This window comes from Paraburkholderia unamae (assembly GCF_003096875.1).
GTDB lineage: Bacteria > Pseudomonadota > Gammaproteobacteria > Burkholderiales > Burkholderiaceae > Paraburkholderia > Paraburkholderia unamae.
Genome location: NZ_QEOB01000016.1, coordinates 216,704 through 229,300, shown reverse-complemented (window position 1 = coordinate 229,300; position 12,597 = coordinate 216,704). Strand labels below are relative to the sequence as shown.

11 protein-coding genes are annotated in these 12,597 nt (G+C 66.0%); 2 read left to right on the top strand and 9 right to left on the bottom strand.

Going from position 1 to position 12,597, the window contains the following annotated elements; genetic code table 11:
* Nucleotides 1-13: 13 nt before the first annotated feature.
* The gene (locus tag C7402_RS30515; protein WP_112173611.1) at nucleotides 14-1,063 is read right to left on the bottom strand and encodes an AI-2E family transporter; all 1,050 of its coding nucleotides are present in this window, start codon (nucleotides 1,061-1,063) and stop codon (nucleotides 14-16) included.
* A gap of 574 nt (nucleotides 1,064-1,637) precedes the next feature.
* Here C7402_RS30515 and C7402_RS30510 point away from each other — a divergent pair.
* Nucleotides 1,638-2,711 (top strand): S1C family serine protease, encoded by a 1,074-nt coding sequence (locus C7402_RS30510; protein ID WP_116613280.1) that lies wholly within the window; start codon nucleotides 1,638-1,640, stop codon nucleotides 2,709-2,711.
* Between the two features lie 69 nt (nucleotides 2,712-2,780).
* On the opposite strand, the gene C7402_RS30505 is transcribed toward C7402_RS30510, so the two are convergent.
* The 3 genes from C7402_RS30505 to C7402_RS30495 all read right to left on the bottom strand — a co-directional run bounded on the left by C7402_RS30505 (nucleotide 2,781) and on the right by C7402_RS30495 (nucleotide 7,319).
* Nucleotides 2,781-4,241 (bottom strand): alpha/beta hydrolase, encoded by a 1,461-nt coding sequence (locus tag C7402_RS30505; protein ID WP_116613303.1) that lies wholly within the window; start codon nucleotides 4,239-4,241, stop codon nucleotides 2,781-2,783.
* A 56-nt stretch (nucleotides 4,242-4,297) separates the two neighbouring features.
* Nucleotides 4,298-6,130, bottom strand: coding sequence for an SLC13 family permease (locus C7402_RS30500; RefSeq protein WP_116613279.1), 1,833 nt, complete (start codon nucleotides 6,128-6,130; stop codon nucleotides 4,298-4,300).
* A 136-nt stretch (nucleotides 6,131-6,266) separates the two neighbouring features.
* The gene (locus C7402_RS30495; RefSeq protein ID WP_224040873.1) at nucleotides 6,267-7,319 is read right to left on the bottom strand and encodes a sensor domain-containing diguanylate cyclase; all 1,053 of its coding nucleotides are present in this window, start codon (nucleotides 7,317-7,319) and stop codon (nucleotides 6,267-6,269) included.
* Nucleotides 7,320-7,565: 246 nt separating this feature from the next.
* Here C7402_RS30495 and C7402_RS30490 point away from each other — a divergent pair, with 246 nt between their 5' ends.
* Nucleotides 7,566-8,033 carry a YaiI/YqxD family protein gene (locus C7402_RS30490; protein ID WP_112173607.1) on the top strand — a complete coding sequence of 156 codons (468 nt, stop codon included), beginning with the start codon at nucleotides 7,566-7,568 and terminating at the stop codon, nucleotides 8,031-8,033.
* Between the two features lie 131 nt (nucleotides 8,034-8,164).
* Here the strand turns inward: C7402_RS30490 and infA are convergent, their stop codons facing one another.
* From infA to fae, 5 genes are all read right to left on the bottom strand, one after another.
* Nucleotides 8,165-8,431: a translation initiation factor IF-1 gene (gene infA / locus C7402_RS30485; RefSeq protein ID WP_112173606.1), complete on the bottom strand. Its 267-nt coding sequence runs from the start codon at nucleotides 8,429-8,431 to the stop codon at nucleotides 8,165-8,167.
* A gap of 334 nt (nucleotides 8,432-8,765) precedes the next feature.
* A complete protein-coding gene (locus C7402_RS30480; RefSeq protein WP_112173605.1) occupies nucleotides 8,766-8,969 on the bottom strand; it encodes a cold-shock protein in 204 nt (67 codons plus the stop codon).
* A 375-nt stretch (nucleotides 8,970-9,344) separates the two neighbouring features.
* Nucleotides 9,345-10,799, bottom strand: a complete 1,455-nt coding sequence (locus C7402_RS30475) for an NAD-dependent succinate-semialdehyde dehydrogenase (RefSeq protein WP_116613277.1) — start codon at nucleotides 10,797-10,799, stop codon at nucleotides 9,345-9,347.
* Nucleotides 10,796-11,815, bottom strand: coding sequence for an aldo/keto reductase (locus C7402_RS30470; RefSeq protein ID WP_116613276.1), 1,020 nt, complete (start codon nucleotides 11,813-11,815; stop codon nucleotides 10,796-10,798). The genes C7402_RS30475 and C7402_RS30470 overlap by 4 nt, the downstream gene beginning before the upstream one ends.
* A gap of 28 nt (nucleotides 11,816-11,843) precedes the next feature.
* A complete protein-coding gene (gene fae / locus C7402_RS30465) occupies nucleotides 11,844-12,365 on the bottom strand; it encodes a formaldehyde-activating enzyme (protein ID WP_116613275.1) in 522 nt (173 codons plus the stop codon).
* Nucleotides 12,366-12,597 lie beyond the last annotated feature (232 nt).

The following is a 12,597-nucleotide window of genomic DNA, read 5'->3' as shown; positions in this document are numbered from 1 at the left end:
CAATTCAATCGATTCAGTCAACCGGCCTCGCAACGTCCTCTTTCGTCAACAGCATCGCCAGCGGACGCGTGGAGCTGAAGGCCGAAAAAATGATCGTGAGCGCCACCGTTCCCGGCACGGCGAGGAAGGCACCCGGAATGCCCCAGATGGCGGTCCAGGCCGCAAGACTCATCAGTATGACCGCCGGGCTCAGGTTCAACGACCCGGCCATGAGCCACGGGTCGAGCACGTTGCCCATCACGAAGTTGATGGCCGAGAGCGAAACGAGCAGCGTGATGGGCTCGTTCCACTGCCCGAACTGAAGCGCGGCGAGCAAGGCCGGAAACGCGACGGAGATGAGCGAACCGGCATAGGGCACGAAGTTGAGCAGCACGATGAGCACGGCGATGAGCGGCGCGAACTCCAGCCCGACCAGATGCATGCAAACCCAGCTGAGAATACCGAGCACCACACCGAGCAGCGCCTTCAACGCGAGATACGTGCCGATTTTCGCGTTGATGGCGTCGATCACCGGTTCCATGTCGGCCTTGCCGCGCATGGCCGCCGAAAGCTTGCGCCGGAATCGCCCCATCTCGACCATGAAGAACGCCGTGTACAGCAGAACGACGAGCGTGGTCGCCATGAGCGAGGAGAGCGAGCCGAGCAGCGAGGTGAGCAGCGACTGAACATTCACCGCCGCGAGCAACTCGCGGCGAAACGCCGCCCATGACGCTTCGGTCTCCAGATGAAGCAGCGCCGTGAGCTTCGTGAGCAGCGCGAGCAGCGTGGCTTCGTATTTGGGCGCCACCGCCAGCATGCGGTCGGTGTCGGAGAGCAGCAGTTCGGTGGCAAGCCACGCCGCCACGAGAATGAGCCCGGCCGCGCTCCAGTAGCGCACCCCGGCGCGAATACGCTTGCCCACATGCGGCACGCGCCGCAGAATTTCGGCGATCCCGTAAATCACATACGACGTGATGATCGCAAACGCTATCGGCACCAGCACCGGGCGCCCGATATACAGCACCCATCCCGTGATGACGGCGATGAGCAGCACGCAGGTGGCGGTAACAAGATCCTGTTTCATGGCGTCCCCGGTGCAACCGCATGGCGGCCCGATGCCAACGAAGCCGTACCCGCGCGTGGCGGGCGGCTCATCTTCTGTGCGGCAACGGCCATCGCTTTCCTCGCGTGACGTGAAATGCCTGGGATGACGAATCACTTTTCATGTCGCGCCGGACGCTCGCCGCGCAATCCGGCGTCCCGCCTGCACGCGCCCGAACGGGACGTTAGCAAGCCATTGGCGTCCGCCGCGCCGGGTGCGCGCGCAACTCCGGCCCTCAATTCCTCGCAGCTTTCACCGTGCCGCTTGCGGCAGCGCATCATCGCGCGCCGAAACCGCCGTCGGGCGCAATCTGCCACCACTTCGCAAGACTAGACGCTTTGGAAAAGACGTGCTCGTTCGCTGGCTGGCGAAGCCGATCGCGCGGCGGCGTCATGGCCACCCGATATGGAATCCGAACGACTCCGGCCCTTTATGATGGTTGCGTGAACATCGAATTTTTCGGAGAGAAAAATATCGCGTTTCACTTTAAGTCACGTTTAAGCAGCAAAAAGTACCTTACGCGCATCTTCATCAACCTCCCATTTTTACCTTCGCTATGAGCACGAATAAGTATCGGCGCCGGGGCCTGATCGCCGGTGTCGCGCTGGCGGTCGCCGGCACGTGGGTCGTCACCCATGGGCACGCCAGCGCGGACGAAAGCAGCAAACTGAAAACCACCGTGTCCGCGCCGATGCCCAAGGCGGACAACGCCACGGGCCAGGCGCCGAACTTCTCGGCGATCGTGGCGAAATACGGCCCGGCCGTGGTGCACATCGAGGTCGTCAAGGAGAACCCGGAGTCTGAAAGCGGCCACTCGGGCGCGCTGGGTTCGGGCTTCATCGTGAGCCAGGACGGCTACATCCTCACCAACAACCACGTGGTGGAAGACGCCGACGCCGTCACGGTCAAGCTCACCGACGGCCGCACGCTGCGCGCGCGCGTGATCGGCACCGACAAGGCCGGCGACGTGGCCGTGCTGAAGATTCCCGGCAGCGGCTTTCCCACGGTGAAGATCGGCGACCCCGCCAGCAGCAAGGTGGGCGACTGGGTCGTGGCGATCGGCTCGCCGTACGGGCTCGACAACACCGTGACCTCGGGCATCATCAGCGCGAAGTCGCGCCAGCTCTCGGAAGACAGCCCCACACACCTCATCCAGACCGACGTGCCCGTCAACCCCGGCAATTCGGGCGGCCCGCTCTTCAACCTCAACGGCGAAGTCATCGGCATCAACTCGATGATCTACTCGCGCACGGGCGGCTTCCAGGGTCTCTCGTTCGCGATCCCGATCGACGAAGCCATGCAGATGAAGGAGCAGATCGTGCAAGGCGGCAACCAGGGTTACGCGAGCAACACGCCGCGTCCGCGCCTTGGCGTGGCCGTGCGGCAGCTCACCGGCGACGAAGCGCAGCAGATCGGCGTCGACGGCGGCGTGCTGGTCATGCGCGCAGCGGGTCCGGCGCGGGCGGCGGGCATCAGCGCCGGTGACGTGATCGTCGCGGTCAACGGCGTCAAGGTGCGCAACGTCGGCCAGTTGCAGAAGATGATCGCGCAAGCCGACGACGCCGTGTCGATCGTCGTCAACCGCGACGGCGAGCGGATGATCGCGCAGGTCGACCTCGCGCAGGGCTGATCGCACCGGGCGCAGGGCGCGCACGGCACACGCGGCGCACGCGGAGCAGCACGCAACGCACAGGCAGAATCAGGGAGAAGCGTGCGCCAGATAGTCGATGCGCTCGACGATGTACGGATAAAACGGGTTCCATGACAGGCGCGTAAGCAGTCCCGCGCCCACGATCAGCGCGCCCGTTTCACCGCGCACGGACTGGGCGCCGAGGTGGATGCCCAGGTCGTCGTCAGGGTCGGGCGTGCGGCCGTACAAGGAGTCGGTCACCGGAAACGGCAGCGCCACGTGCGAAAGCGAATACACGTCGGGCGGATAGTCGAGCCCGGTGGGTTTGACGGCCGCCGTCGTTTCGTTGGCGGCAGTGCTCTGCTCGATCACTTGCGGCGAAGTGGCCGACGCGTTGGTAAGCAACGTCAGCCGGTAACGCAGCGGCGGTGCGGGCGCGATGCGGCGCAGCGCGTCGCGCATCGAAGCGCGCAGCAGCGGGCTCCATTGCGCCGTGCGGTTGATGTCGAACAGCACGAGTTCGCTGCCGTTGGCAGGCAGTTGCGCATACAACGAACTGATGATCGCGCTCGTGCTCACCGTGAAGTCGAGCACGGACTGGAAGGTCAGCGCGGGCGGCAACTGCGCCAGTTGCCCGCTACGGCCCGCCTGCGCCAGTTCCTGCTGGACCCGCTGGGTCACGCGCCAGGACTGGCGCGCGCCATTCACGGGAAACGAGTTGTACTTGAACGGATTGAACTCCGGCACGATGTCGAGCCACGCCGCTTTCGCAAACGAAGGCAGGATCGACGGCAAGGCCGCGAGCCCGGCAAAGCGCGCAAAGCGCGTAATGCCGATCATCGGCGAGATCAGGATCAGGTGGTCCGCCCTCGGCAGGCTCGGGTTCTGCACCGCTTCCAGCGAATATTGCAGCGCCAGCGCGCCGCCGTTGGAAAAGCCCACGATATGCAGCGGCGCGGGCGCCGGCACGAGCCGGCGCGCTTCGCGCACGGCGAGCCGCGTGGCCGCCTCCCAGTCTTCCGCCGTCACCTCGGTCAGGCCCGAGGGCACCGTGCCGTGCCCAGGCAGCCGGACCGCCACCACCGCAAAGCCATCGCGCTGATAACGCTGCGCGATGTGGCGCAGGCTGTATGGCGAGTCGGTCAGCCCGTGCAGCATCACGGCCACGCCGCGCGGCGCGCCCTCCGGCATGAGCGTGTAAGAGCGGTTCCAGTCCGTGCGAAAGCGCCCCGGATAAATCGGGCTGCCCGAGAAATAGCGATTGGCCGGCACGCGCTCGTCCTCCGGCAACTTGTCGGTCACATTCTTTTTGACCGCATCGAACAGGCGGTTTTCGTGCGCGATGTAATCGGCCCATGTCGCCTGGTCGATTTCGTGCTCGTGCATCTCCTCGGGCACCCAGGTGTGCCACACACTCAGCGGCGCCTTGCGCTGCGCGTCGTAGAACCGCACGGCCACGATGCACAGAAACGCGATCAGCACGAAAAGGGAAAGCCGCTTCGTCCAGCGCCACAGCCACGTTTTTGTCATGAAATTCGCCATGTCCGGTCAATGCCTCGCGAACGGTGGACCCGCCATGCCGCGCGCTAGCGCGGGTACGGCGGCCAGAACAGCGGTACGACCACTACGGTGATGATGAGCGCCCCCAGGGCCGCCGGCATGCCGACGAGAAAAAACTCGCGGACCCGATAGCCGCCCGCGGTGCTCACGAGCGCGTTCACCGGATTCGACACCGGCGACATATAGGCCGCCGAGGCGGCGACAGCCGTCGTCATCGCAAACGGATACGGCGACGCATGCAGGTGCCCCGCCATCGCAATGACCACGGGCGCCATCAGCACCGCCGTGGCCGTGCCCGAAATCACGGTGCCCACCACGAGCGTGAGCAGGAACACGGCGCCGAGCAAGCCATGCGCACCCCAGTCGCCCGCCACGCGCAGCACGGCGTCGGCGGCGATGTCGATGCCGCCCGTGCGTTGCAGCGCGATCGAGAACGGCAGCATGCCGACGATCAGCACGAGACTGCGCCAGTGAATCGCGCGGTAGCCGCTGTCGAGGCTCACGCACCCCAGCACACCCATGAGCAGGCAGCCGATCAGGCCCGCGAGCACGTTCGGCACGCCGGGCGCGAGCATCAGCGCGATCACGAGCGCCATGCTGCCGAGCGCGTGCAGCGACTTGTGCGGCACGGGCACGTAGGCCTCGCTTTCAACCGGCATGGCGAGACACACGATGTCGTGCTCGACCGACTGCATCGAAAAGATATCGATCCACGGCCCCACCACCAGCAGCGTGTCGCCGACTTTCAGGCGCGTGGTTTGCAGGTCGCTCACGTGCGCGGCCTCGGCACGGCGCAGCCCGACGACCGTGACGCCGTGACGCGCGAGCGTGGCGGAGCTGCGCGCGAGGTTGCCCACGAGCGACGAATCGGGCGGCACGATCACCTCCGCCATGCCCACGTCGTGGGTCTGGTCGGTGAAGTATGCGCCCGACATGCGACGCTCCACCAGCGCGTTGCGCTCGCAAAAGGCCTGCACGTCGAAGCCGGCGGCGTCCACGTCGAGCAGCAGCACGTCGCCGGGCGCAATGCTGCTGTCGGCCGTGGCGAGCAGCACCGTCGTGCCCATGCGCGCGGCCCGCTCGATCGCCACGACGTGCGCAACGGGATCGTCGTCCAGCCCGCAGCGCCCGAGCGTCTGCCCCACGAGCGGCGAGGCCGCCCCGACGCACAGGCGAAACGCGCGGCCTTCGAGCGAATAGCGCGCCACCCAGTCGTTCACGGAAGGCCGTTTGGCCGCGTCGTCCAGCCGCGCGCCGTTCAGGAAGCGCCGCGCGAACAGCATATAAGCGATGATCGCGGCGAGAATCGGCGCGCCCACGGGCGTGATGGCGAAAAAGCCGAAGCCGGCGTAGCCGCGATAGGCCAGCGCACTGTTGACGACGAGATTGGGCGTCGTCGCGACGAGCGTGAGCATGCCGCTCGTGAGCGCCGCCATGCTCACCGGCATGAGGAGCCGGCCGCGCGAGACGCCCGACTGGCGCGCGATGCGAATCACGATGGGGATGAAGATCGCGACCACGGCGGTCGAACTCATCACCGCGCCCATCATGGCGACGATGGCCATGATCAGCATCACGAGCCGGCGCTCGTTCGAGCCGCCGCGCTCGATGAGGTAGTCGCCCACGCGCTGGGCGACGCCCGTGCGCGCGAGGCCGTCGCCGAGCACGAACAGCGCGGCGATGAGCACGATGTTCGGGTCCGCGAAACCCGCCAGCGCTTCGTTCACGCTCACGACGCCCGTGAGCGGCAGCGCGACGATCATGATGAGCGCCACCGCGTCCGCGCGGGGCCGGCCGATCAGGAACATCGCGATCGCGCTGGCGAGGCACGCAACGGTCATCAAAAGGTCGGTAGACATGATTCCGCTACGCCTCGCGAACGGGCCATGGAAACCACTGCTACCGCAAATAGTGCCGGTTTTCGGGATTCGGTGTCGGCGCGCGGCCGCAAGTCGCTGTTTTGGCGGCACTTTATCGTGCCGCCGCGCTAGCGGCTCACTGGCGCGCGGCGAGCAGGGACACGCGATTGCGCCCCTGGTGCTTGGCCTGATACATCGCCTGATCGGCCTCGTCGAGCAGCGAGCGCGCGGCGGCCTCGGGGCTCGCTTCGGCGGCTTCGGGCGCGTCTGTTTGTCCGTGGGTTGGCGCGCTCACGCGATACGGCGCCACCCCGATCGACACGCTCAGCGCGATGCGCTCGCCCTCGTCGTCGAGCAGTTCGATGGCCTCGACCGCGCGGCGGATCCGCTCGGCCACGGCCAGCGCATCGGGCAACTCGCACAGCAGGAGCGCGACGAACTCTTCGCCGCCGTAGCGCGAAACGGTGTCGCCCACGCGCACGTGCTGCTTCAGGCAGGTGCCGATGGCGCCCAGCGCGAGGTCGCCGAGCGCGTGGCCGTGGGTGTCGTTGATCAGCTTGAAATGGTCGATGTCGATGAACAGGCACGACATGGGTGCCGCGTGCGAGCTCGCGCGCCGGATTTCGTGATGCAGGCGCTCGTCGAAATAGCGGCGGTTCGACAGGCCCGTGAGCGGGTCCGTCACGCCGGTGCGGCGCAGATGCTCGCGGTGCGCGACGTTGTCGAGGCTCGCCGCCGCCACGCGCGTGAAGCGCATGAGCAGATCGGTCGCCATGGTGGCGTCGAAGCGGGCGGGGTCGTCGCTGGCCAGGCACAGATAGCCGAGCACCTGGGTACGGGTGAGAAGCGGGAGCACGATGGCACTCCCGGCCGCGGCCTGCGCCCCGAAAAAGGTCTCGCTCACGGCCGGCTCCAGCTCGCTCACGCGGCCCAGCCACGGCAGGTTGTCCGCGCACAGGTGGGACAGCGCGAGGCCGCCCTGCATCCCGGTTTTCAGATGCGCTTCGAGGTCGGCGCGGGCGCATTCGGCTTCGAGCAGGTCGCGCAGGAGCGGTGTGCGCCGGTCGAGCCAGACGCTGACCGAAGCGAGGCCGAACACCTCGGGCAGGTAGACGAACACCCCTTCGAGAAACGCGCTCCAGTCGTGCGCCGCGATCAGACGCAGCTCCACGTCCTGGAAGCTCTTCAACGCGCGCTCGTTACGCTGGACGGTTTCGATTAGCGCAGCAAGGTCCGCTACAGGCTGGTTCCCGGGGTGTGTCACGATGCATCGAGAATATTCCGAAGCCTTCTATTACGGCAGATCGGGGCCAGACTTGAGCCGGCGGCGGCGGCCGGATCGCAGCGCGCGGCGCTCGCGTGCTTGCAGGCGGCGGTGGCAAGCGGCCGGCCGCCTTGCTATATGATCGCCGTTTAACGTAGGGGAATCGCCTTCATGCAAATACTGGTCGACGCTGACGCCTGCCCGGCCGTCATCAAGGACATGTTGTTCCGGGCCGCGCGGCGCGCCGAAGTCACGGTCACGCTGGTCGCCAACCAGTTTCTGCGCACGCCGCCGTCGCCCTTTATCAAGGCAATCCAGGTGCCGGCGGGTTTCGACGTGGCCGACGCCCGCATCGTCGAGCTCGCCGCATCGGGCGACCTGGTGATCACGGCGGACATCCCGCTCGCCGCCGCGGTGCTGGAGCGGGGCGCTCATGCGCTCGATCCGCGCGGAAACTGGTTCACGCGCGAGAATATCCAGGAGCGGCTGACGATGCGCGACGTCATGGACCAACTGCGCAACGCGGGTATCGAAACGGGTGGCCCGGCGCCGTTCAGCGCGCGCGACAGCAAGGCGTTTGCCAGCCAGCTCGACCGGTTTCTTGCGCGGCACGGCACACCGCCTCGCGCAACGCCTTGAGCGGCGGAAATCTCGGGAGAGAGAGAAGGTGCCGTCCTGCCGCGCCGCACGCCGTACCGGCGCGCAAATTCAGGCAAACTCAGGCGTGCCCAGGCACACTCACGCGCGCTCAGGCCGGGACGGCGACGCGCTTAACGGCGGCGCATGGCGGGACGCGGCTGCACGCCGGGCGCGCGCTCGTCCTTGTGACGGAAGTTGATCCGGCCTTTCGACAGATCGTAGACCGACAGTTCCAGCGTGACACGGTCGCCGGCAAGAATACGGATGTGATTCTTGCGCATGCGGCCCGACGCGTAGGCGTTCACGACCACGCCGTTCTCCAGCGTGACGCGGTATTTGCTGTCCGGCAGCACTTCGTCAACGACCCCGTCCAGTTCCAGCAGTTCTTCTTTTGCCAAGTTAGTGCCTCCAGAGGGCTTAATGTCGCGTCAATGCAAGGCGCCGGCGCATACCGCCGTTCAGTGCAGCACTTGCACGCGTAGGTGTGGTAGAGCGTTGCCCGGCGCATGTTGCGGGTACGCCGAAAGCGGAATCTGTACGAACCTGGGCTGGGTATCGGCAACGCATGGAGCGTCGCAACCTGGTGAGCCGAGGACACCACACCGCGAGCTTGCGGATGCGGCGAGAACAGGAATGCAAGAAAAGAGAATTGGCAGGCGTGGCAGACAGCCGCCACGCCAAAGCGAGAGACTCGCGCCGCCCCGACAACGGGGCGGAGGACATCAGACAGCGTTATTGCGGCGTGATGTTCGAAGCCTGGAGGCCCTTGGGGCCGCGCTTCGTTTCGTACGTGACCTTCTGGCCTTCAGCCAGGGTCTTGAAGCCCGTGCCACGGACTTCCGAGAAGTGCGCGAACAGGTCGTCGCCGCCCTTGTCCGGGGTGATGAAGCCAAAGCCCTTGCTATCGTTGAACCACTTGACGGTACCGGTTTCCACTAGATATTCCTTGAACAGACGAATAAACACATACGCCCCGAAAAAAGGGCGAATAAAAAATCAAAAAACGGAGAGGTCAACGAGAGCCGCTGATGGCGACCCGGATGATGATCAATCAAGCATTTTACAGATTTTAGCTAGCCACAGTACGCCGTAGCTGCCGCCGCGTCAAGCGGTTTCTTGCCTTATCGAGCTGTCACCCGATTATCACCAGGTTGCCGCCCTTTTTTCGATAGCCCGCCCACGCCCGCCCATCGCCGGTTTGCGGCTGCGCCGCCCCTGCATGAACCCCCAAAAAAAGCCGCCGCGCCTTCGCGCGGCGGCCTTCGCCAAAACCTGGGCAAGCGTGGAAAAGCCTGAAAGACGGCCCGGCAATCAGCCAAGCCCGCCCATCATCATGTACTTCGCCTCGAGATATTCGTCGAGCCCGTACTTCGAGCCCTCGCGCCCCAGCCCCGACTCCTTCACGCCGCCAAACGGCGCGACTTCGGTCGACAGAATGCCGTCGTTGATGCCCACCATGCCGCTTTCCAGCGCGCCCGCCACGCGCCACACGCGGCCGATGTCGCGCGCGTAGAAGTAGGCGGACAGGCCGAAGTCGGTATCGTTGGCCGCATGGAGCGCTTCTTCCTCGGTCTCGAAGCGGAACACCGCCGCGACAGGCCCGAACGTTTCCTCGTGCGCGAGCATCATGCCGCCATGCGCGCCCGTGATGACGGTGGGCTCGTAGAACGTGCCGCCCAGCGCGTGCGCGCGGCCGCCGCACACGACCGTGCCGCCCTTCTCGCGCGCGTCGCTCACGTGCGCCTCGACCTTGCGCAGCGCCGCGCCGTTGATGAGCGGCCCTTGCGTGGCGCCCGGCTCCATGCCGCTCGCCACGCGCAGCGCGCGCACCGCCGCCACGAGCTTGTCGACAAACGCGTCGTGCACGCCGGCCTGCACGTAGAAGCGGTTCACGCACACACAGGTCTGTCCCGTATTGCGGAATTTCGAGGCCATCGCGCCTTGCACGGCGGCGTCCAGATCGGCGTCGTCGAACACGATGAAGGGCGCGTTGCCGCCCAGTTCGAGCGAGACCTTCTTCACGGTGTCCGCGGCGGCGCGCATGAGCAGCTTGCCCACGCGCGTGGACCCCGTAAACGAGATCTTGCGCACGGCCCTGGCGGCCATGAGCGTGTCGCCGATCGCGGGCGCGTCGCCCGAGACGACGTTGAACACGCCGCGCGGAATGCCCGCCTCGGCCGCCAGTTCGGCCAGCGCGAACGCCGACAGCGGCGTCTCTTCCGAAGGCTTGAGCACCATCGTGCAACCGGCCGCGAGCGCGGGGCCCGCCTTGCGCGTGACCATGGCGAGCGGAAAATTCCACGGCGTAATCGCCCCCACCACGCCCACGGGCTCCTTCGTCACGACGATGCGCGCGCCCGGCTTCGGCGCGGGAATCACGTCGCCGTAAGCGCGCCGCGCTTCTTCCGCGAACCAGGTGAGGAAGCTCGCCGCATAGGCCACCTCACCCAGCGCTTCCGCGTAGGGCTTGCCCTGCTCGGCCGTCATGATGCGCGCCAGGTCTTCGCGGTGCGCGAGCATCAGTTCGCCCCAGCGGCGCACCTTCGCGCCGCGTTCGCCCGCCGTGGCGTCACGCCACGCGGGGAACGCATGCGAGGCCGCCGCCACCGCTTGCAGCGCCTCGCGTGCGCCGGCGCGCGCAACTTGCGCGAGCGGCGCGCCACTGGCCGGGTCGATGACCGCGTAGGTCGCGTCGCTCGCCACCCATTCGCCGTCGATGAAATTCGACGTGCGCCACAAGCGCGTCTGGCTGAGTCCCTCGATCATGCCGCAATCTCCAGACGGCGCGCCGCGCGCGGCACGCGCGGAATGCGCGCGCTCACGTAGTCGTTGATGACGTCGCACGGCGTGTAATTGCGGTCGAGCTCGTAAAGCTCGTCGGCGCTCAGTGGCGTGTCGAGCGCGGCGAGCGCGCTTTCGAACTGGGCGACCGTATCGGCGCCCACCAGCATCGAACTCACGCCCGCGCGGCCGAGCACCCACGCCTGCGCGATCTGCGCGCACGACACGCCGCGCCCGGCCGCGACCTCGGCCACCGAGCGTGCGATATCGCGCGACGCTTCGTCGTCGTACATCTGCACGGTGAAGAAGTCGGTCTGGTTGCGCACCGATCTGGCGTCGCCGGAAAGCAGACCTCGCGCCAGCGGGCTAAACACCGAAACCCCCACGCCCTGGTCCTGGCAGAACGGCACCATCTCGCGCTCTTCCTCGCGATACGCGCAGTTCAGTTGCAGTTGCATATTGATGGGTCGTGCGAAATGATGACGATCGCAGACCTGGAGGATCTTCGCGAACTGCCACGCGAACATGGTCGAAACGCCGATATAGCGCGCCTTGCCCGAGCGCACGATGTCGTTGAGCGCGTCCATGGTTTCTTCAACGGGCGTGTTCACGTCGAAGTAGTGGAGCATGTAGACGTCGACGTAATCGGTTTGCAGGCGGCGCAGCGACCCATCGATGCCCTCCATGATGTGCTTGCGCGAATGTCCCTGATTGTTGACGCCGTTGCCGATCGGATAGCCGACCTTGGTCGTGAGCACCAGTTCGTCGCGCCTCGCGAGCCGCCGCACGAGCCGCCCAACCACTTCCTCGCCCACGCCCGTCGAATAGAAGTCCGCGAGGTCGATGAAGTTCACGCCCGCTTCGAGCGCGCGGCGCACGATTGGCTCGCTCTGTTCCTCGTTGAAGATCCACGGCTTCCAGTCGGGCGTGCCCATGTTCATCGTGCCGAGGCACAGGCGCGACACCTTCAGGCCCGAGCGGCCAAGTTGCACGTATTGCATCGTAGTCACCTGTAACGAATTGCGCGGCTCAGGCCGCTTTGGCCTTCGGCGTGTAGAACGGGTTGCTGATCCGGTCTTTGATCTTCGCGACATCGTCGAGCTTCGGGAGCCCGTTCATCGCGGCGCGAATGGCCGCTTTGCAGGCCGCGTAGTTGTGCTCGTACACCGCATCGAGATCGTCGCAAGACCAGTTCACCCAGTTCGCCGTCACGATGCACCATTCGTTTTCGGCCTCGGGCGGCAGCGTGCCGTCGAGCATCGCCTCGGTCACGGCCTTCGCGATGGCCGCCTGCGAAGCGCCCCACGTGGCGTTGCCGTGCAGGTCGCCGCGGATGTCGGCCTTGTTCACGTAGAGCGTGGCGGGCTTGACCGGCACGTTGGGTTGCGCGACCACCATGAACGGCACGTGGCCCTGCGAAGGCGAGGACAAGCTGTTCGTAAACGCTTGCCCGACAGGGCCGTTGCGCGGCCCGATCATGATGTTGATGTGGGCCGCGTTGACGCCCGGTCCCGCGAAACCTTCACCGATATAGACTTGCAGGTCTTTCATGTTGACTCCGTCTCCTTTGTCATGGGTTTGATTCAGGCCAGACGCATTCCAGCACACGCGGCAAGCGCCCAAAAGCTATGAAATCTCATGGGGGCATGACGCGCAGTCATCGCCGCGACGCTCACTTTCACGCGCTGACAGTGGCATGAAAACAGGTAATGCATCGATGAGTTTTCGTTGCTTCGCAACCCAAAATGCTGCCGCTAGACTCTGGTCGGATCGGTTCAAAAAA

What these genes read in the sequence shown, in the direction of transcription:
- C7402_RS30515 (WP_112173611.1), bottom strand. Translation starts at nt 1,063, where the DNA reads ATGAAACAGGATCTTGTTACCGCCACCTGCGTGCTGCTCATCGCCGTC.
- C7402_RS30510 (WP_116613280.1), top strand. Translation starts at nt 1,638, where the DNA reads ATGAGCACGAATAAGTATCGGCGCCGGGGCCTGATCGCCGGTGTCGCG.
- C7402_RS30505 (WP_116613303.1), bottom strand. Translation starts at nt 4,241, where the DNA reads ATGACAAAAACGTGGCTGTGGCGCTGGACGAAGCGGCTTTCCCTTTTC.
- C7402_RS30500 (WP_116613279.1), bottom strand. Translation starts at nt 6,130, where the DNA reads ATGTCTACCGACCTTTTGATGACCGTTGCGTGCCTCGCCAGCGCGATC.
- C7402_RS30490 (WP_112173607.1), top strand. Translation starts at nt 7,566, where the DNA reads ATGCAAATACTGGTCGACGCTGACGCCTGCCCGGCCGTCATCAAGGAC.
- C7402_RS30475 (WP_116613277.1), bottom strand. Translation starts at nt 10,799, where the DNA reads ATGATCGAGGGACTCAGCCAGACGCGCTTGTGGCGCACGTCGAATTTC.
- C7402_RS30470 (WP_116613276.1), bottom strand. Translation starts at nt 11,815, where the DNA reads ATGCAATACGTGCAACTTGGCCGCTCGGGCCTGAAGGTGTCGCGCCTG.
- fae (WP_116613275.1), bottom strand. Translation starts at nt 12,365, where the DNA reads ATGAAAGACCTGCAAGTCTATATCGGTGAAGGTTTCGCGGGACCGGGC.